Origin of the sequence: Acinetobacter sp. YH12049 (assembly GCF_013419875.1) — a bacterium.
In the GTDB taxonomy this organism is placed as follows: Bacteria; Pseudomonadota; Gammaproteobacteria; order Pseudomonadales; family Moraxellaceae; genus Acinetobacter; species Acinetobacter amyesii.
Window position 1 is genome coordinate 92,261 of the sequence record NZ_VOZH01000010.1, and the last position, 18,849, is coordinate 111,109.

Below are 18,849 nucleotides of genomic sequence, written 5' to 3' on the forward strand. Positions count from 1 at the left end.
AAATTCCCTACTTTTTTGGTTAAAACATTTCTTCAAGCGCTACAGTATATGCTTTTTTATTAAAATGCATATCTCTTGCGATCAGCCGCCATTTTCTTAAACAATTTAAACGTCAAATGATGTCGTAACTGCCCATTTTTTGTATGTTGGATCTAGCTTTTCAGCATTTGTATTGGATCATTTTATTTAGGCATATTTTTGACAGCATCGGACAAAAACTGCAAGAGCATCGGTATTTTTTCTGCAAAATCATCCATGCCATGTGTTCCACCCACCTCAGTGATCAACATGGCCATGCCAGCTTGAGCCGCACTATAAAAACCAGCAGCATCTCGATAATCCAAGGTTTCATCACCTTGTTGGAGCAAGACCAACAGTTGATCTGCATTCTCAACCTTAGATACCGCCAAAGCCTGCATTTGATTGAGCTGTGCATCATCTAAGCACCACGTTTCAGTCACCTGATAGGGCAATGCCGTCTCGCCAAATAAGTCACGAAATAATTGCCATGGATAGACCGCAGGATTGATGAGCACCGCAGGAATATGATGCCGTGCCATCAACTGCGTCGCATAAAAGCCACCTAAACTGCTGCCCACCAAAACCACATCATCTAAACCTTCAATCAGCTCTGACATCTGCTGCATCACCTGTAGCGGTGGCATATTCAAATCTGGCAAATGCACATGCACACCATTTAAGTCTGCGCAATAGCGCCGCAATATCTGTCCTTTCACTGAATTTGAGTTACTTTGAAAACCATGCAAATACACAATATTCATCATTTTGATTCCAAATTGATCTTTAAATTGCTTTAAAAGTGGCATATAAGTGCTAACTGCGTCACATTTTTAAATTTGAATTTTTAGCAAAATTGTCAGACAAAAGGCATTCACCGACAGGTCTGTTATCGGTATTGTAAAAGCTGTTCGTGAGAATTGTATAAAATAAACAATGAAACTTCAGGCTATTCCAGTAATAAATACAATCGAGGGATAGCATTGAATGTAAGGATAGGAACATTATGCCTAGCTTAACACCATTGCATGAAACCTATTGTAAATGGGACCGCACACCACCCAGTCAAGCAGATGTGCTGGAAGGTTTGGCACAACTCGTGACAATGCGTTTTAGTGATGTCGTGCATGACTTGATCAAAAACATTCAACGTGAAATTTTAATCAGTATTTTTGGAATGAGCGAACAAGGCTCGAAAGCCTTTCATAAGCAGCCGACCATTGCACGGATTTACGAATTTTCTTACAACACCTTTTTCAATTATGGCAATTATTTACTCGCACCAACGCTGCGTAGCATTATTGAAAAATTCCCACGCTTACACGACAAACCGCTCACGCCGTCTTTACATTTTTTAGTGGGCGCGCTGAATGGGGTCTTGGGCGACTATTTACTGAAATATCACAACCCGATGGCCTTACCAATGGTGGTTTACGACCATTATGGTGCGGTACAAAAAGGCGAATTAACCGGTCGTATTACCCTGTTGATTCATGGGCTCTGCATGAATCATCTGTCATGGTCGACAGCCAAATATGGCGGCATTGGTGAAAAATTACTGTCACAACGTGACCACAACACCATGCTGTATTTAAATTACAACACGGGTCGTCGTATTTCGACCAATGGCCGCAGCCTTGCCAATACATTAGAAGATTTGGTTCGTCGCAACCCAGGTATTACCAGTATCGACTTAATTGGTCATAGTATGGGGGGCTTAGTGTCCCGTAGTGCCATTTTTTATGGCAAACAAAATATGTATCAATGGATTCATCAAGTTGAAAATCTAGTCTGCTTGGGCTCACCACATCATGGTGCGGTACTTGAACGTGTCGGATTTCATTTGCAAGATCAATTGGGGCGTTTCCCCTTGGTCAAAATCGTAGGTCACGTGGTGAATATTCGCAGTAACGGCATTTTAGATTTGCGCTATGGCAGCGTGCGTGATGACGATTGGGAACATAATGATGTCCGCATTGGACTCATGGACGACAACCGTAAACCTGCCCCGATTCCATCACATATCAATACCTACCTCGTGGCAGGGACCATTGAATATGAACATCGTCGCAATAAAACGCGACATGTGATTGGAGATTACTTGGTCAGCGTGAAAAGTGCCTTAGGGGAACACCCAAATGCACGTTATCAGCTTAAAGTGCCAGATTCACATAAAGCGATTTTTTATGGCCTGAACCATTTTGAAATTCAGCATCACCCTCAAGTGGCCGAGCAAATCGTGCATTGGTTCTATCCAAACAATGACGATAAAGCTTGTGATCATATCTATGAATTTATGATGGACTTGGAAAGTATGGAAGGCATTGCCCTAACCTAAAGTAAAATTTCTACCATGTGTATGCGTAAAAAAAGCCCTCAACTGAGGGCTTTTTTTTACATCATAGAATTAAAATTTATCACGTAAACGTGGCACTGGTTTGCTTGGGTATTTACGCAATAACTGCCAAAGACTAAGCAAAGTTAAGACTGCAAAAAACACCAATGACCAAACCGGTAAGGATTGTCCCAAGAAGGTCCAATCCACTTTGGCACATTCACCAGAGCCGGTCAGTACTTGCTCAAAGACCGATTTTAAAGGCAGCGTTTCTACCCAATAATCCAGTCCTGGGCCACAGCTAGGTACTTTGTCTGGCGGTAAGTTTTGCAGCCAAATATGACGCGCAGCCACCCCAGCAGACCATAGAATTGATAGTGTCCCCAACAATGCGTAAATGCGTTTACCCCAATTCGATGCTGGATTGTGAATCAATGCAATCAATGAAATGATGCCGAGTCCAATCAAACCAATACGTTGGAATACGCATAACGGACAAGGTTCTAAGCCTTGTACATGTTCTAAAAACAGCGCAAAAGACATACCGATCACGCTGGCTAAAAACAACAAACCACTCACGAAGCGGAAACTCCATTTCATGGTAAATCCTCTTAAAATTTTTTATCTAAAGTTTTTCAAATATTCTTCAAAACTCAAGGTGCAGTCTTGCTCAAGTTGAGCCTGTTTTTCTAAAGACTGCTCAGCAGCTTGTGCAAAATATGCTGCAGTTTCAGGGCTCAAAACATGCTGCTCATACACTTCAGCATGTTGTAAGGCCATAAAGCTACCAAAGCCCCAAGTTCCACCTTGTTCTAAAGTATCGCTAATCATACGTGCCGACAATGTTTCATCGACTTCATCGATGCGTGATTGCATCACAGCCATTGCCTGAGTGTAAATATCTGTATTGTAAGAATCATCCAGCAATTCAGCCAACGGTTGCATCGCTGCAACATGTGTACGACACCATGTTTCAATTGGAATCGCTTGGCCTTGCTGTAAAATCACTGCGTTTGGCGCACGGCCACGGTTTACTACTTCAGCCTGATTTTTCTCAATTTCATTTTGTTCGGCATCTAACAATGCTGGGCTGTCTTGCAATAAACAGTATAAAGCCACCACTTCGAGCAAGCCTGCCGTGTCTTCATTGATCCCAATTGGGCTATAAGGATTGACGTCTACTGCGCGTAATTCTACATAACCCACACCACGATTTTGCAGGGCTTCAGATGGTGTTTCACCATCCTGTGGCACTTGTTTCGGACGAACCAAACTGTAGTATTCATTTTCAATTTGCAACACGTGGTCATTAATTTGAATCGGTTCACCCTGTTCATCATTTAAACCTAAATGACTAAATGCGGCATACGGGGTATGCACCGCTTTTTGCAAACCTTCCAAATATGCCTGAATGTCGTTGTAGTGAATCCCTAACTGTTTTTGTGCCGAATTTTGATAACCAAAATTTCCCATACGCAGCGCCGTTGCATAGGGTAAAAATAGCGTGCCTTTTAAGAGCGGTAACAGCTGATGTTCACGTCCAGTCATAAAACATTTACACACCGACGGGCTCGCCCCAACCAAAAACATCACCAATGGCGTTAAACGAATAAAATTACGGATCAGGCCGAAATAACGATGACTGCGATAATCTTGTAAGCTCAATGCTTTGAGAGCATCGTCAGTTTCGTGTTGTTGTAGTGCTTCAAAGAAATGATCTGGGAAGGATAAATTATAATGCACCCCTGAAATGGTCTGCATCCGGCGACCATAGCGCACCCCTAAACCACGACGGTACAAGGTTTTAAAACGTCCTATATTCGAGCTGCCATATTGCGCTAAACGAATACTGTCTTCGTCTTTATCCAACATGCATGGCATCGACAATGGCCAAAGTTTTTCACCATGTTCTAAATGCGTATGTGCAACAGCGTGAATATCTTGCAGATAATTCAACGCCTCGGTAATGGTTTCTTTTGGCGGCGTGATAAATTCCATTAAAGCTTCAGAATAGTCTGTCGTAATATGCGGATGAGTCAAAGCCGCACCCAAGGCTTGGGGATGGTCGGCCTGAGACAAGAAACCGTTGCTTTGCATACGTAAGCTTTCACGCTCAATACCGCGCAACATTCCTTTAATCAGCGAAGAATCTACCCAAGTCGGTAAAATGTCTTGAGAGGTCGATTCGGGTTGACTCATTGCTATCTCGCTTAAATGGAAGAAACTACTAAAATAAAATCATCAGTTTATATCAGTATAACGCGATTTGAAGTGGGCATATGACCCACTGTATAGTTTTGAGACAAACCGTGATTTTATTTTGGCAATTTTTTATCACAAACTTACTCTATATGACATTTGAAATTTGTGATTTTATAAACAAATATATGCTAATAATGCTTAAAACTTATGAATTATCAAGATATTCTCGAATTTTGGTTTAACCCAGAAAATCAGCCCAATTGGTTCGCTAAAAGCAATAATTTTGATGTTTTAATCGAAAAAAAGTTTAAAGACATCCATCAAGCGGCCAGTCAAGCAGAACTATGGCAATGGCGTACTACTGCCGAAGGTCGCTTGGCTGAAATTATTGTTTTAGATCAATTTTCTCGAAATTTATTCCGTGACTCTGGCTTGGCTTTTGCCCAAGATGCACTGGCTTTGGCACTTGCCCAAGAAGCTATCGCGCAGGGTTTAGATCTACAATTAAGCCCTGAACAGCGCTCATTTTTATATATGCCCTTTATGCATAGCGAATCGACAAAAATCCATCAAAGCGCGTTAAAATTATTTGAGCAACTGGGCAATCCGATCAACTTAGAATTTGAAAAAAAGCATAAAGTGATTATCGATCGATTTGGACGTTACCCGCATCGCAATGCGGTATTGGGCAGAACATCTACAGCAGAGGAATTGGAATTTTTAACCCAGCCCAATTCTAGCTTTTAATTGACGGCTTTTGGCCAGTATCTCCCCTTGCCATGAACCGACTGAACAGGAGTATGCGCATGAACAAACTCATTATCGCAGCAGCCATGACCGCAGCACTGGGCTTCACCGGCTGTGCAAGCACCCCATCGAAGCCTTTAACCTTCGAACAATTGGGTCGTTATACTGCAACGCCATTAAATGCTCAAAGCTATCGGATTAGCTTCCAAGCTAGACCCAATATGAGCTATGGCACTGCCGAAGAAATCACCTTGGTTAAAGCCGCTCAAACCACCCTACACAATGGCTTTCAATATTTTAAAGTCATGGATGACCCAAGTAATCGGAGTCAAAAACCGCCGCGCCAAGCAGTGATTTACCCAGACCCTATGCCTTATCCATATGGCTATTACCGTCGCCATCCCGGCTTTTGGCCAAGCCCGTTTTATGACGTTCCACAGGTGGTCACACTCGATCCAACTCAAGTTTCCTACAGTATTACTTGCTATAAAGATCGTGCCAAAGCCCCTCAGGATGCCTTTGATGCTCGCTTGATTTTGCAGTCACTCGGGGCTAAATATGGTCTAGACAGCGAAGGAAATCCTTTGCCTGTAGCCGCTGAGCCTGCCACCAAATAAGTCAACCCATAGAGACCCGATCATTGATGAACCCAACTGAACAGCCCGCTGTTTCACCCAGTCTGCAACGCAGTAAACGCTTTGCCACCATTGCTTTGGTGGTGGCGGTGCTGGCGTGGATTGCATTGATGATCGCAGCTAAATTGCTGCCTGAATACGTCTGGCTTATTCATATTTTGATGCTTTCAGCAGAAGCTGGCGTGGTTGGTGGTTTGGCAGACTGGTATGCGATAACTGTCTTATTTCGCAATCCTTTTGGTCGGATTCCGATTCCCAAATTTTTACGTGACCACACTGAAATTATTCCACGCAATAAAGCACGCATTGCCGAGTCGATGGGCCGCTTTGTTCAGGAAAATTTTCTTTCACCTCAAGTGGTTGAAAAAAGCTTAGCGGAGACGGATCTCTCACTTGCCGTCGGGAAATGGTTGGCCAATCCGCACAATAATGCGCAAGTGACCCAAGTCATTCAGCAAACGGTACCGAAAATTTTCGAATTTGTCGGTCAGGAACAAATTGGACGATTTATCCAAAATAACAGCGTGCAATGGGTACGCAATACGCAAGTCAACCATCTTGCCAGTGAAATGCTACGGGCAGTTTTAGAAAATGACTTCCATCAAGATGTCCTGCAACGTGGACTGGATTTAGCCCATGATTGGATGCTACAACACCCTGAACAAACCCGTGATTTATCACGTCAATTGTTTAAAGAACTTGGAGTTTGGAAGCTCGCCAAAGGTGCGAGCTGGATTGGTATTGATGTACAGCAGCGAACCATTGATTCACTGGTCAGTCGTGTCGAGTCCATGCTTGCCGACCATGAACATCCGTGGCGCCGTAAAATCGAGGACATGGCACAGCAGCTTATGCAGCAACTGGCGGACAATCAGAGTGTTGCCAGCCAACGCCTAAATAGCACCAAAGATGCCATGCTCGATAGTCCACAAATGTTGAATTTTATCAGTGGTGCAGTGGTGATTTTATGCGATGCGATTCGTTCTGATTTAGAAAAACCCGACTCTGGCATTGCACAAAACCTACGTGTCGCCATTCAACAAGTAGGCGAAAATCTTGTCTCTAACGTTGCTGTACGCCAATTGCTGAATGAAAAAATGAGTGATATTGCCATCAATCTCTCCGACCAATACAGTGAAAAAGTCATTCGGTTTATCAGTGAACGTATACACGAATGGGACTCACGTGAAATGATCGATAAGATCGAAAACGAAGTCGGTGGCGACCTGCATATGATTCGAGTCAATGGTGTCGTGGTCGGTGGTTTTATTGGCCTTGCACTGGGGGTTATTCGTGCCTGTGTAGAATGGCTGCTTTAGCCGCCCGCTACAGTCCTTCTCACAGGAGATAGGTCGTAGGTTTGAGCTTTATGCGTAGAACCGTTAAACTTTGCCGATCTGAAAATTTAATAGAACAATAAAATCTATGCATTTACCTGCCATCTATACCCTACCTTTCATTATTATTATCAGTAGCTTAAGTGCTTGCCAGACCATTTCCAAAACCAGCAGCACAGTCAGTGACAAAGTGATGGGCATGCTCGGTAAAGAAAAAGCCCCTGAAATCGATAAAAAAGGCACGGTCGATATCAGCAAAAGTACCCAACAACAGTTAGAAACCCTACTGACCAATATGCCGAAAAATCAGTGGGTCTATATTGAAAATGATCAACAAGGTACGTCTACCCTCAAAAATAAATCGGCAGATAATTTCACCTTGAGCCTCAAATTGAATTGCAAAATCAGCACTCAGCGCCCTACTTTCAGTTTAAGCAATGCAGATGGCCAAGACATCCTAAAAGCACATGACACGAATGTGGGGCAAATTCAAATTTTGCTCGACAATAAAAACTTTGGAAATCCGTTTGAGACAGCCCATCAGCAAAAGTTCCAAAACTTTAAAACCGCTATCGCTCAAGCTAAAGTCATCAAAGTGTTTAATGCCTCAAAACTCTATACCTTCCAAAACAACAAAGCCGAGTTACTCTCTAAAGCCGTAAGTTGTCGCGATAGCTTATAAATATTCAAGGCAAAATGCAGTAAGTCACCTTTTGACTCAGCTGTGACTTACATGCAGGCTTATTTTGCAGGTGGCTGTGGCCCTGACATATCGACCAACAGGCCTGTAAATTTTCGAACAAACGGCAATAAAATCAGCACAATGGGAAAAGCAATTGCCCAAGAAATCATCCAATTATGCAGCCATAGGGTAAGAAATCCCTCAAACCACCCTAAATTTCTGAGCATATTAATAAACGAAATAATGCCGCTCATGAGACAAGACAAAATAAACGGCACGATAATCAGCGCCCAGCGTGCAGCTAACTTCGGCACATTGCCAAAAATTTTAGGGGTGGGTTGTGACATGTCCATATACTCAAGCAGTGATCCTGAATCGCTAAACCACTTATATCGTTTTACTTCGATATAAGCAATGCTTCACTTTTATCGAATATTTTTTATTCGCAACAAATGGGTTCACCTAAAGAGCCTGAAATTTGCTATATTTACCGTTTTTCTGCGACATTTATTTTTCGACTGATTATGAATACGGCAATACAAGCAGCGCTCGATCATGCAGTGCAATCCCTTCAAGCTGAAGGTGTACTCCCAAATGACTGGAACAATACTAGCAATTTGACCCGAACCAAAGACCGAAGCCACGGTGACTTTGCGTCAAACATTGCCATGATTGCCTCTAAAGCTGCAGGTATGAAGCCGCGTGATTTAGCCGAAAAAATTCTGGCAAATCTTCCAGAAGTCGCAGATATCAGCAAAGCAGAAATTGCAGGTCCTGGCTTTATTAACTTCTTTTTAAATGCTGACCAACGATTTGCTGTCTTAGACCAAATTCAAGCTCAGAAAGATCAGTTCGGTCGTACACAGGCCAATGCTGAAAAACGTGTTCAAGTGGAATTCGTTTCAGCTAACCCAACGTCTAGCCTACACGTTGGTCATGGTCGTGGCGCAGCTTACGGTATGACCGTTGCCAATCTTCTTGAAGCAACAGGTGCCAAAGTTGACCGTGAATACTATGTCAACGATGCTGGTCGTCAAATGGATATCTTGGCGACATCGACTTACTTGCGTTATTTAGAATTGACCGGTCAACAACTGGTCTTCCCTAAAAATGCATATCAAGGCGACTACGTTAAAGAAATCGCACAAAGCATTATCGACAAAGATGGCGATGCTTATGTACGCCCTGTTGCCGACATCTACAAAGATGTTCCTGAAGATGTGCAATATGCTGCTGAACTTGATAGCGAAGGCAATAAAGTCGTTGTTTCAGGCGATAAAGAAAAACACATTGATGGCCTAATTCATAATTCACAAAACCATTTGGCTGCGGGTTACCGTGTGTTCCATCAAGCCGCGCTGAAAGCCATTCTTGATGACATTAAAGATGACCTCGGTGAATTTGGCGTGACTTTCAATCAATGGTTCAGCGAAGCAACCTTGACTGAAAAAATTGATGAAGCATTACAAATGCTCGATCAACGTGGTTTCTTATACGAAAAAGATGGCAACATCTGGTTCAAATCAACTGAATTTGGTGATGAAAAAGACCGTGTTGTGAAACGTCGTAATGGTCAAACTACATACTTCGCATCTGACATTGCTTATCACTTAAATAAACTGCAACGCGGCTATACCGATATCGTGGATATCTGGGGTTCAGACCACCACGGTTATATCGCACGTGTGAAAGCAGCGATTGATGCGCTTGGCTATGATTCTAAAAAATTGACGGTGCTTTTGGTTCAATTTGTGAGCCTATGGCGTGGCGGCGAGATGGTTCAAATGTCATCTCGTTCAGGTCAATTCGTGACTTTACGTGACTTACGTAAAGAAGTGGGCAACGATGCTGCTCGTTTCTACTACGTCATGCGTAAATCAGAACAACACATTGACTTCGACTTAGACCTTGCTGTGTCTCAAAGTAAAGACAATGCGGTGTACTACATCCAATACGCACACGCACGTATCTGCCGTATGCTCGAAAAAGCTGCTGCGACAGACGTTCAATTCTCTGCTGAAGCTGCACGTCAATTTGCAGCTAAACTTGAGTTAGAAGCTGAAACTGAAGTTCTTGCTAAACTTGCGGCTTACCCTGAAATTGTGGTTCGTGCAGCAAACAGCTATGAACCACACCAAGTGGGTAACTACTTGAAAGAGTTGGCGGCGTTGTTCCATGGTTGGTACAACGAAAATAAAGTCTTGGGTGATGATGCAGAACTGACTCAAGCTCGCTTATTACTGTCTGTAAACGTACAGCAAGTTTTACGCAATGGTCTTGAATTATTGGGTGTGAGTGCGCCTGAATCAATGTAAGCCATTCTTAGTATACGTTAGAATCCGTCCATGTATGAACCATATACATTGACGCCTATACAGGCTCTTTATGAGCCTGTATTTTCATGGATATTCAGTCATCTTTTAATGAAAACTTGAAGATGTTGAAATTGTGAAAATTAAACATAAACAGCATGACAGTCATGTAATATATAATAATCAGAACTTGGTTTTGGGTCAGTTCCTACTAGGTTCGTAACAATTACAATTAAAGAGGTTTCCTCGTGTTTGGAAAAACGCAACGCGGTGTATCAGAGCGGCCAAATCAGCCTAAAAAACCATTGATTCCTGCATGGTTAGGTACACTTGTGATCATTTTAATCGTGTTGAGTTTCTTGGTGGCCTTGATGTTATGGAAACCATGGGAGCCGGTAAAACCGAAAGGTCAAATTACCTCTGAACACTACCAAGAAGAAACCAATAAAGACTATCGTTTCTACGACCTATTGCCTCAGCAACAAGTGACGCCAATTCCTGAACAAGCTGTTCCAGAAACCGAAAATAAAGAAACGGTGGTGATTGTTGATGCACCAGAACAAAAGCCAGTTGAAACCACAGAGCTTGGACTAGAAACCACAGAAACTGCGCCTGTTGCTGCAAGTTATATTCTGCAAGTGCGCAGTTATGATGATCCTGATCAAGCCGATGCACGACGTGCTGAAATTATTTTGAACGGTTTATCTGCCGATGTGATTCAAAGTAATGAAAACGGCAAAGTTTGGTATCGCGTTGTGTCTGGCCCCTATGATTCACAAGAAGCTGCTGTGATTGCACAGCAAACTTTACGTCATAGCAGTATCGACTCGATTGTCGTAAAACGCTAAATTTTGAAATTAAAAAAAAGCGCCTGATGGCGCTTTTTTTTATTCATTCCTTTAATAAAGGGAGGTTAGAAGGGATTCTTTTTTGAATACATCAGCTTAGCTCAAAAACCTCTCCCTAACCCTCTCCTAAAGGGACAGGGAATTCATTAAATGGTATGCCCTAAAGCTTCGCCCATCACCACAGTCGAGTTGGCTTTAAAGGTCGCATCCCATTGCATTTTGTTTTCTTCAAACAACACAACCGCTGTTGAACCTAAATAGAAACGGCCCAATTCTGCACCTTTTTCTAAGAATAAATCGTGTTGATTCAGTTCCAAACGCCCTGTCGGTTTAACTTTACCTGTAGCCACGGTTTCAATACCTGCCACGATCATTGCACCTACCAGTACAACCGCCATACGACCAACTTCTGTATCAAATAAGCAGACCATGCGTTCATTGCGAGCAAATAAACCCGGAATATTTTCAGCAGTGGTTTGGTTTACAGAGAATAATTCACCCGGTACATACAAAGTTTCTGTCAATGTCCCTGCAAATGGCATATGTACACGGTGGTAGTCTTTTGGTGACAAATAAACCGTAGCAAACTGCCCATTTTTAAAGGGTTCAGCCAATTGTGGATCGGCAATCAGGTTTTCAACGGTGAACTTCTGCCCTTTGGCCTGAAATACGTCACCATTTTCAATTTTACCTAGTTGTGAAATCGCACCATCTGCGGGTGAAACAACACTGTTGGCATTTGCATCAACTACACGTACGCCTTCTTTTAAAGAACGAGTGAAAAATTCATTGAATGATTTAAATTTCAGGGCATTACTTTGCTCAGCAATCGACATGTCGATGCCATACTGTGCTTTAAATGCGGTAATCACAGCATTTTTCACCACAGGGTTTTCACTCGCAGCCAATTTACCGACGATACGTGATAATTTGTGCTGTGGAACAACACGCTGAGCTTGAATAAAAATTTGTTTTTTTAACTGAGATGTAAGGCTCAAGACGGCAACTCTCCGGTGATCACAGGACTATCGAGTCGGTTGCCCCACTCGCTCCACGCACCATCATAAGCTCGAATATTCCAACCGAGTAAACGTCCCAGTATATAAGCTAGGCCCGACCGATGATGGGACTGACAATATACCACCACAGGTTCGTTTAAATTGAATCCCAATTGTTCTAAGCGTTGTTGTGTGCGTTCTAAAGGATGCAATTTTAAATGATTTTCCCGGTTAAGGGCAGTACTCCATTCGAAATGTCGTGCCCCCGGAATGTGACCGCCGCGTCGCGCAGCCAAACGTAGGCCTGTATATTCATCTTCGGTACGGCAGTCCCATACTTGGATCTGCTCCTGCTGCACACGAGCCAATAGCTCATCATAATCTGTTTGATACTGAGCACGCGCCTCTGCACTTACTTCAACCAATGGGCTCACGGGTTCAAATTGCTCAATTTCAGACGAGGTCGGTAAGCCTGCCCCAAGCCAAGCATGGATGCCACCATTGAGGAGACTGGTATTTTCAAAACCGAGGCAATGTAAGTTCCAAATCAGTCGACCAGCCCATGCCCCACCTTCATCGTCATACACTACTACATGATGTTCTGGACTGATATTCAGATAGCGAATGAGCTGTTCTAAGCCAGCTTGGTCAGGTAATAGCCCCATCGCTTGTTCTTCTTGGCGCACTAACAGTTTCGGCTGCACATGCAGTGCATGTGGAATATGCAATTGGTCATAAACCGAACGACGACTCAAATCGACGATCCGTAGTTTTTCATTACCAAGATGTGGAACCAATTCTTCCGCTTCAATCAGCAGACCAAAATTCAGTGTAGATGCTGTCATCGTTGTTCGTGTTGTATTTTGTGCGATTAAATTCGATCTTAGCATAAGTCATTTTCACTATTATTCTGAATTTTTGCATTCCTTTAGCAATATTTTAGATATAAAAAAGCCGAATCATTGATTCGGCTTTTTTATTTTTATCTAATGCTGTGTTTAAGCGCTAACTTCAGAGATGTCAAACACCTGACGTAGATACGCTAAGAAAGTATCATTATCCGTCATGGTTTTACCCGGACTATCTGAAATTTTTGCCACAGATTGACCATTACATTCAACCAGTTTCAGTACGATATTCAGCGCAGTTTGTCCCATATCATTGGTCAAGTTGGTGCCAATACCAAAGCTAACTTGGAAACGGTCTTTGAAGTAATTATGCAAATCCCACGCTTTTTCGATATTTAGACCATCACTAAAGGTCAGCATTTTACTTTTGCTATCGACTTTAAGCTTTTTGTAATGTGCATAGGCTTTATCGCCCCATTCATACGGGTCGCCACTGTCATGACGTAAACCGTCGAATAGTTTGGCAAAGTACAAATCGAAGTCACGTAGGAACGCATCCATACCGACAACGTCCGTTAAGGCTATTCCTAAGTCACCGCGGTATTCCTGCACCCATGTTTCTAGCGCAGACTTCTGGAAGTTACGTAGACGAACATCAAGCGCTTGGAATGCTTGTAGGAACTCATGCGCCATCGTACCAATTGGAGTAATGTTCAAGTCTTTGGCAATCAGAACATTACTTGTACCGCGGAAAATATACGGTGAAGCCTGATTTAATTCTTCAATTACATGCTTTTGCCATGCATAACTATAACGACGACGCGTGCCAAAATCAGAGACCAAGAATGGTGGATCATTTGGATTTTGCCGTGCTTCATACTGCTTCAGCAAGGCAATCTTATGTTGCAAACGGCGCTCACCTTCGGCTAAAACTTCTGGTGTACGAATACGTTGGAAATATAATTCATTGACGATGGCTAAAACAAAGATTTCAAACATCATCGCTTGAACCATTGGGCCTTCTACCCAAATGTCCAGTCGACCTTCATCATCAATACCCGCTTTAATAAAACGGCGTTTAAGCTGAAATAATTCAAGATAATCAACAAAATCGCTTTTAATAAAACGTAAACTGCGTAAATACTGCAATTCATCTTCTTTAAACTTCAACTGACAAAGCATGTCGAGCTGCATGTTTAAATCATCCAAAATTTCAACCAGTGGATAGGCTGTATCATCCAAGTTACGGCAACGAAAGTGATACACACTATGGGTTTGCGGAAATTTGTGTAACACCACCTGAAGCATGGTGAATTTATACAGATCTGTGTCTAATAAGGATTGGATGATTGGAGACATAAAGACTTTCAGTTTTTATCAACTCTTTGCATTAAAGCATACTTTATTGATAAAAAGCCGATTGATTTAGTGGAATAACTTATAAATCACCGCGATTCATCGACTTTTTTCAATTTTTTTGCTGAAGCTGAGCGCGATCAAGCTCACTATTTTTTGAGTAACTGTCGATATTTTTCTTCTTGACCAAATTCACGCGCAAACTGTTCTGCAGTCTTTTGCCCCATTTTTTTGGCATTTGCATCGCAATCCACTTGGCGTAATTGCTTTGCAATCGCCCATTCTAATTTAAACATGGCACCCATCAATGCGGTGTTGCCTTTATTGTCACGTGCGCAGCGGTCTGCACCTTGTTCTAGCAAACGAGTCACAATATTTTGATGACCATAATAGGTCGCCATCATCAGTGGTGTAAAACCCGAAGCATTGCGCACATCGACCGGAAAACCGTGCTTAAGAAATTCATTGATGACTTCTTCATTGCCAGTTTTGGCTGCAGCAAAGAAAATTGCGATCAATTCCTGTTGTGAGGTCATCTGATCGCTTGCAGTTGCTTTAGCGGGGGAGATATCTTCCGCGATTGCCACGTTTGCGAATGCGGAACCAAACGCTAGAAGACTGGCTAAAGTCAAATGTTGCATAACTTTCATGATGAACTCCAACAGAAATCGAATGTAGAATTGAATTGGAAACAATTCATTTCATTAAAAAAAATGAATATTTAAGGAGTGCCTATGAAACTCCCCCTAGGGTGCAGGAAAGGTATGGAGCTTCATAGGACTTTTTTGAGGTAACGTTCTAGACCCTAGTTACCAATCCTTCCGACTGATCGAAATTAGTCTTTCAGTTGTGCTGCTTTAGCTTTTACAATTGCAAGGTTGCCGTTTACTGCTTTAGTCATACGCATACCGTAGTCTGCATCTGCTTTGTAGAAGTAAGACAACATGATGTGCTTGGTTTCAGAATCTTTTACGTTGCCAAGATCCGCAGCCAAGTTCATGATTAAATCGTCTTTTTCTTTGGCAGTGTATGAACGGTAAAGCTCACCCGCTTGCTTGAAGTTTTGCTCTTTGGTACCGATCTGTTGAACTGTGCCTGTCAGCGGAGTTTGAACAGCGCGTGCTTTCTCAGTAGCAGCTTTAGGCTCTTTACGGCTTGGCTCGTAGTTCACGTTCGATGAAGTGCCGCCAACATTCATAGAACCATCCTGGTTGTTGTTGTTAACAGCAACAAGCGGACGGTTGACTGGAATTTGCTGGTGATTCGCACCCAAACGGTACATTTGAGTATCTGAGTAAGAGAAGATACGGCCTTGCAGCAGACGGTCTTCTGATGGCTCGATACCTGGAACTAAGTTACCTGGAGCCAATGCCACTTGTTCAGTTTCATTGAAGAAGTTTTTTGGCATACGATTCAGCGTTAAAGTCCCCACTTTGGTTTCTTTCACTAGATCTGTAGGCCAGATTTTTGTTGGATCAAGCGGGTCAAAATCAAAGCTGTTTAAATCTTTAGGATCTAACACTTGGATATAAAGATCCCATTTCGGGAATTTACCAGCATTGATGTTGTTATAAAGATCGTTAGTCAAGTGGTTGAAATCTTTACCTTGTTGCTCAGCAGCTTCTTTAACGTTCAGACCTTTCACACCTTGTTTAGAGCGGAAGTTGAATTTAACGTATTTGTATTCGCCTTTGTCGTTATAAAGCTTGTATGCATGCACACCAAAACCATCTTGCTCACGGTAGCTAGTTGGAACACCTTGGTTACCATACACATAAGTCAACATGTTGGTTGCCCATGGTTGGCTAGACAAGAAGTCAAATACGCGGTTTGCGTCTTGAACGTTGTTGATTGGGCTAGGCTTCATGGCATGGATGAAGTCAGGGAATTTGATCGCATCACGGATAAAGAATACTGGAGTTTGGTTACCCACTAAGTCCCAGTTGCCTTCTTGTGTATAGAACTTGATCGCAAAACCGTGCGGGTCACGTAAAGTTTCTGGAGAATGTTTACCGTGAATTACAGTCGAGAAACGTAAGAAAACTGGAGTCTTGGTACCTGCTTTGAACAATGAAGCAATGGTTAGATCAGATAAATCTTTAGTTGCAACGAATTCACCATACGCACCTGTACCACGGGCATGTACCACACGCTCAGGAATACGCTCACGACCAAAACGTTGTAATTTTTGAACCAATTGTACGTCTTGAAGTAGAACTGAACCATTTGGACCCGCAGTAATCGAGTTTTGGTTATCGCCTACTGGTGCACCATTGTCTTTAGTTAATAGCGCTGCTTGAGTCGCCGCTGTTGCTGTTGCTAACATCGCAACCAATAAAGAACGCTTAAACATCGTCTTAATCTCTCTGTTAAATACCTTTCCTGCCCCGCAAAGATACTGGCATTCAATAAATAGATAAAACAGATTATTTTTATAAATTCAATCGCATTATTAGATTTATAAAAAATATACAGTTCATTTTCAAATGTTTGAGCCCAAAAATTTCTACACATCGCCTCGTAAGAATGCTGTCTTTGCTACAATCCCTGCCCTATGTTCAATTTTCTACTCGGAAGAAGTTATGCGGGCCTTGTTACAACGTGTTTTAGAAGCCAAAGTGGTGGTCGATGGTGAGATCACGGGTGAAATTAATCACGGTATTTTGGTGTTTTTAGGCCTTGGCAAAGCTGACGATTTAGAAAAAGGCAAAAAGCTGATTGATAAGATCTTGAAATACCGCTTTTTTGATGATGAACAAGGCAAGATGGGCTGGAATGTCAGTCAAGCCGGCGGCGGTATCCTCTTGGTGTCTCAATTTACCCTGATGGCGCAAACGCAAAAAGGCCTGCGCCCCGATTTTGGCCCTGCCATGCCGCCAAACGATGCCAAAGCACTGTATGAACAGCTGGTCGATTACACCAAGAGCCAATATGACCATGTACAAACAGGCATCTTTGCTGCCGACATGAAAGTGCATTTGGTTAATGACGGTCCAGTGACCTTTAATTTAGAAGTTGAATAACAACTGAAGCATAAAAAAAGCCCTCAAAAGAGGGCTTTTTTTTAATCCTTCCACTAAAGGAGGAGAACAAGGCGTAAATCTTACTTACCTGTTTTTTCTTTAATAAACGCACGTGCGATTTTGATTTTTTCTTTAACCGGTTTTGGAAGTTTAGGTGGAATTAACTTCGCCACTTGGTTAAACCAAACCAAAAGCCCAAAATCACCTTCCATTTTAATACTGCCATTTTGCATACCCGTCATGAATGCAGTTGGGTCACCTTTCATCAGGGTTTTTACGCCCTGTTCGCTGTCCGCAAATTGCAAAATAAAGTCGGCTTTTTCAGCATCACCTGAAACAGTATCAATCTGTCCATTATTTACAATAATTTGACGTGCAACACCCAAATCCGTACCGATTTGAATGCGAAATTGACGTTCATGAACCAATTCAATGAATTTAGGGCTAGTACGTGCAAGCTGTTTCATACGAAGCGCTAAACCTGCCACGAGTAAATCAAGTGGATCCGTACTGACATCAACTAAAGGTAGTTTTACGACAGGAATTGATGATAGTTTCATGACTTAAAGCCTATTGTAATTGTTGGAAAATTGACTGGCTTCATCCTACCATAACTTGGCTTTTGAGAAGTAAGGCTTTGTATCTCAAATCGGACTAATGCGTTCATAAAAAAATGCGCCCTTAGGCGCATTTTCATTGAAATTTTGTTCTGGCACTTATCGGCTCGAACATTGCTGTTCTTCATCATATACAGGCGTGTGCTCTATACATTGGCGCTTTGCCATCGCACGCTCTGCACGGCGGTCTTCACGTAACAATACTAAAGTGAATACCACCATTGCGGCCATTAATGCCGTTAAATAACTATAAGTTACTGATAATTCAAACATGGTTTGTGTGCCAAATCGAATCACTTCAATGAGTCCCCACACCAGCATCCCCGCCAGCATAAAACTTAACCAGCGACGATAAGGCGAGAAGAAAACAGCAATCACAGCCGCCGATACCAAGCTCAGGCCAACGATTGTTGCTAAATTCGCTGTTAACATAAAAACCTCCGTCATTTGACAGCTGACATCTCTTGTCTTACAGGATGCTGAGCCGTCTCACTACTGTATCTTCAGTAAATAGATTTGGTCGATCTCAATCTCTTGCAAGCATTATGCTGAGTTTTTTGCATAAAAAAAGTCTCGTTTTTTGTCCATGCGACACACCTTGTCGCAACATTATTTTGTCATTACATTTTTTCTTTTTAAAGAATTTCTAGAACAATGATGGCATCTCGTTTCGAGTGTCATTACAAAAAAAACAGCTGGTTTTAGGCTAAAAAAATTAATTTTTCGAATGCTGTTAATTGTTGTTTTTATCGACAATTTTCTTCTATAGCCAAATCCTAAAAACTATAGAACAATAGAGATATGGGATATTCAAAAGATTTTAAAGACAAAGTCATAGAAATTATGATTCGAGATGAAATGTCTGTGCGAAAAGCAGCACAGCATTTTAAC

The 18,849-nt window shown here is 42.2% G+C and carries 19 protein-coding genes; 8 read left to right on the plus strand and 11 right to left on the minus strand.

Annotation, left to right across the window (positions count from 1 at the left end; genetic code table 11):
- Positions 1-182 precede the first annotated feature (182 nt).
- Positions 183-782 (minus strand): YqiA/YcfP family alpha/beta fold hydrolase, encoded by a 600-nt coding sequence (locus FTU05_RS06155; RefSeq protein WP_180135479.1) that lies wholly within the window; start codon positions 780-782, stop codon positions 183-185.
- A gap of 242 nt (positions 783-1,024) precedes the next feature.
- On the opposite strand from FTU05_RS06155, the gene FTU05_RS06160 reads away from it, so the two are divergent.
- Positions 1,025-2,356, plus strand: coding sequence for an alpha/beta hydrolase (locus FTU05_RS06160; protein WP_180025879.1), 1,332 nt, complete (start codon positions 1,025-1,027; stop codon positions 2,354-2,356).
- A gap of 69 nt (positions 2,357-2,425) precedes the next feature.
- On the opposite strand, the gene FTU05_RS06165 is transcribed toward FTU05_RS06160, so the two are convergent.
- Entirely contained in the window at positions 2,426-2,953 is a 528-nt protein-coding gene (locus FTU05_RS06165) for a disulfide bond formation protein B (protein ID WP_078190602.1), read from the minus strand.
- 21 nt (positions 2,954-2,974) lie between these two features.
- Positions 2,975-4,552, minus strand: a complete 1,578-nt coding sequence (gshA, locus tag FTU05_RS06170) for a glutamate--cysteine ligase (RefSeq protein WP_168379700.1) — start codon at positions 4,550-4,552, stop codon at positions 2,975-2,977.
- 210 nt (positions 4,553-4,762) lie between these two features.
- On the opposite strand from gshA, the gene FTU05_RS06175 reads away from it, so the two are divergent.
- The 4 genes from FTU05_RS06175 (at position 4,763) to FTU05_RS06190 (ending at position 7,956) form a co-directional block, all read left to right on the plus strand.
- Positions 4,763-5,302, plus strand: a complete 540-nt coding sequence (locus tag FTU05_RS06175; RefSeq protein ID WP_078190604.1) for a DUF924 family protein — start codon at positions 4,763-4,765, stop codon at positions 5,300-5,302.
- Positions 5,303-5,361: 59 nt separating this feature from the next.
- Positions 5,362-5,919 (plus strand): hypothetical protein, encoded by a 558-nt coding sequence (locus FTU05_RS06180; RefSeq protein WP_180164630.1) that lies wholly within the window; start codon positions 5,362-5,364, stop codon positions 5,917-5,919.
- A 26-nt stretch (positions 5,920-5,945) separates the two neighbouring features.
- On the plus strand, positions 5,946-7,256 hold the full coding sequence (locus FTU05_RS06185) for a DUF445 domain-containing protein (RefSeq protein WP_180164638.1): 1,311 nt from the start codon (positions 5,946-5,948) through the stop codon (positions 7,254-7,256).
- 106 nt (positions 7,257-7,362) lie between these two features.
- A complete protein-coding gene (locus FTU05_RS06190; protein WP_180164632.1) occupies positions 7,363-7,956 on the plus strand; it encodes a hypothetical protein in 594 nt (197 codons plus the stop codon).
- Between the two features lie 59 nt (positions 7,957-8,015).
- Here the strand turns inward: FTU05_RS06190 and FTU05_RS06195 are convergent, their stop codons facing one another.
- On the minus strand, positions 8,016-8,303 hold the full coding sequence (locus FTU05_RS06195; protein ID WP_372491143.1) for a DUF2798 domain-containing protein: 288 nt from the start codon (positions 8,301-8,303) through the stop codon (positions 8,016-8,018).
- A gap of 177 nt (positions 8,304-8,480) precedes the next feature.
- Here FTU05_RS06195 and argS point away from each other — a divergent pair, with 177 nt between their 5' ends.
- Together argS and FTU05_RS06205 are read left to right on the plus strand one after the other, a co-directional pair.
- A complete protein-coding gene (gene argS, locus FTU05_RS06200) occupies positions 8,481-10,271 on the plus strand; it encodes an arginine--tRNA ligase (protein WP_180164634.1) in 1,791 nt (596 codons plus the stop codon).
- A gap of 245 nt (positions 10,272-10,516) precedes the next feature.
- Complete coding sequence (locus tag FTU05_RS06205) at positions 10,517-11,116, plus strand: SPOR domain-containing protein (RefSeq protein WP_180135451.1); 600 nt, start codon at positions 10,517-10,519, stop codon at positions 11,114-11,116.
- Between the two features lie 146 nt (positions 11,117-11,262).
- Here the strand turns inward: FTU05_RS06205 and asd are convergent, their stop codons facing one another.
- The 5 genes from asd to FTU05_RS06230 form a co-directional block, all read right to left on the minus strand.
- Positions 11,263-12,114 (minus strand): archaetidylserine decarboxylase, encoded by an 852-nt coding sequence (gene asd / locus FTU05_RS06210; RefSeq protein WP_078193251.1) that lies wholly within the window; start codon positions 12,112-12,114, stop codon positions 11,263-11,265.
- A complete protein-coding gene (locus FTU05_RS06215) occupies positions 12,111-12,959 on the minus strand; it encodes a sulfurtransferase (protein WP_180011651.1) in 849 nt (282 codons plus the stop codon). Before FTU05_RS06215 ends, asd begins: the two co-directional genes overlap by 4 nt.
- Positions 12,960-13,112: 153 nt before the next feature.
- Positions 13,113-14,321 (minus strand): nicotinate phosphoribosyltransferase, encoded by a 1,209-nt coding sequence (gene pncB / locus FTU05_RS06220; RefSeq protein WP_111885113.1) that lies wholly within the window; start codon positions 14,319-14,321, stop codon positions 13,113-13,115.
- A 146-nt stretch (positions 14,322-14,467) separates the two neighbouring features.
- Positions 14,468-14,968, minus strand: a complete 501-nt coding sequence (locus FTU05_RS06225; RefSeq protein ID WP_078193253.1) for an ankyrin repeat domain-containing protein — start codon at positions 14,966-14,968, stop codon at positions 14,468-14,470.
- A gap of 185 nt (positions 14,969-15,153) precedes the next feature.
- Positions 15,154-16,671, minus strand: a complete 1,518-nt coding sequence (locus tag FTU05_RS06230) for a catalase (protein WP_180164636.1) — start codon at positions 16,669-16,671, stop codon at positions 15,154-15,156.
- Between the two features lie 229 nt (positions 16,672-16,900).
- Here FTU05_RS06230 and dtd point away from each other — a divergent pair, with 229 nt between their 5' ends.
- Positions 16,901-17,341 (plus strand): D-aminoacyl-tRNA deacylase, encoded by a 441-nt coding sequence (gene dtd / locus FTU05_RS06235; protein WP_168379709.1) that lies wholly within the window; start codon positions 16,901-16,903, stop codon positions 17,339-17,341.
- 80 nt (positions 17,342-17,421) lie between these two features.
- On the opposite strand, the gene FTU05_RS06240 is transcribed toward dtd, so the two are convergent.
- The gene (locus FTU05_RS06240; RefSeq protein WP_078190615.1) at positions 17,422-17,901 is read right to left on the minus strand and encodes an SCP2 sterol-binding domain-containing protein; all 480 of its coding nucleotides are present in this window, start codon (positions 17,899-17,901) and stop codon (positions 17,422-17,424) included.
- Positions 17,902-18,057: 156 nt separating this feature from the next.
- Positions 18,058-18,390: an AciT family ciprofloxacin tolerance protein gene (aciT, locus tag FTU05_RS06245; RefSeq protein ID WP_078190616.1), complete on the minus strand. Its 333-nt coding sequence runs from the start codon at positions 18,388-18,390 to the stop codon at positions 18,058-18,060.
- Between the last annotated feature and the right edge of the window lie 459 nt (positions 18,391-18,849).

Excerpts from the sequence above, each read along its gene's own strand:
- FTU05_RS06155 (WP_180135479.1), bottom strand. The coding sequence starts at position 782 with ATGAATATTGTGTATTTGCATGGTTTTCAAAGTAACTCAAATTCAGTG.
- FTU05_RS06160 (WP_180025879.1), top strand. The coding sequence starts at position 1,025 with ATGCCTAGCTTAACACCATTGCATGAAACCTATTGTAAATGGGACCGC.
- FTU05_RS06165 (WP_078190602.1), bottom strand. The coding sequence starts at position 2,953 with ATGAAATGGAGTTTCCGCTTCGTGAGTGGTTTGTTGTTTTTAGCCAGC.
- gshA (WP_168379700.1), bottom strand. The coding sequence starts at position 4,552 with ATGAGTCAACCCGAATCGACCTCTCAAGACATTTTACCGACTTGGGTA.
- FTU05_RS06175 (WP_078190604.1), top strand. The coding sequence starts at position 4,763 with ATGAATTATCAAGATATTCTCGAATTTTGGTTTAACCCAGAAAATCAG.
- FTU05_RS06180 (WP_180164630.1), top strand. The coding sequence starts at position 5,362 with ATGAACAAACTCATTATCGCAGCAGCCATGACCGCAGCACTGGGCTTC.
- FTU05_RS06185 (WP_180164638.1), top strand. The coding sequence starts at position 5,946 with ATGAACCCAACTGAACAGCCCGCTGTTTCACCCAGTCTGCAACGCAGT.
- FTU05_RS06190 (WP_180164632.1), top strand. The coding sequence starts at position 7,363 with ATGCATTTACCTGCCATCTATACCCTACCTTTCATTATTATTATCAGT.
- FTU05_RS06195 (WP_372491143.1), bottom strand. The coding sequence starts at position 8,303 with ATGTCACAACCCACCCCTAAAATTTTTGGCAATGTGCCGAAGTTAGCT.
- argS (WP_180164634.1), top strand. The coding sequence starts at position 8,481 with ATGAATACGGCAATACAAGCAGCGCTCGATCATGCAGTGCAATCCCTT.
- FTU05_RS06215 (WP_180011651.1), bottom strand. The coding sequence starts at position 12,959 with ATGACAGCATCTACACTGAATTTTGGTCTGCTGATTGAAGCGGAAGAA.
- pncB (WP_111885113.1), bottom strand. The coding sequence starts at position 14,321 with ATGTCTCCAATCATCCAATCCTTATTAGACACAGATCTGTATAAATTC.
- FTU05_RS06225 (WP_078193253.1), bottom strand. The coding sequence starts at position 14,968 with ATGAAAGTTATGCAACATTTGACTTTAGCCAGTCTTCTAGCGTTTGGT.
- FTU05_RS06230 (WP_180164636.1), bottom strand. The coding sequence starts at position 16,671 with ATGTTTAAGCGTTCTTTATTGGTTGCGATGTTAGCAACAGCAACAGCG.
- dtd (WP_168379709.1), top strand. The coding sequence starts at position 16,901 with ATGCGGGCCTTGTTACAACGTGTTTTAGAAGCCAAAGTGGTGGTCGAT.
- FTU05_RS06240 (WP_078190615.1), bottom strand. The coding sequence starts at position 17,901 with ATGAAACTATCATCAATTCCTGTCGTAAAACTACCTTTAGTTGATGTC.
- aciT (WP_078190616.1), bottom strand. The coding sequence starts at position 18,390 with ATGTTAACAGCGAATTTAGCAACAATCGTTGGCCTGAGCTTGGTATCG.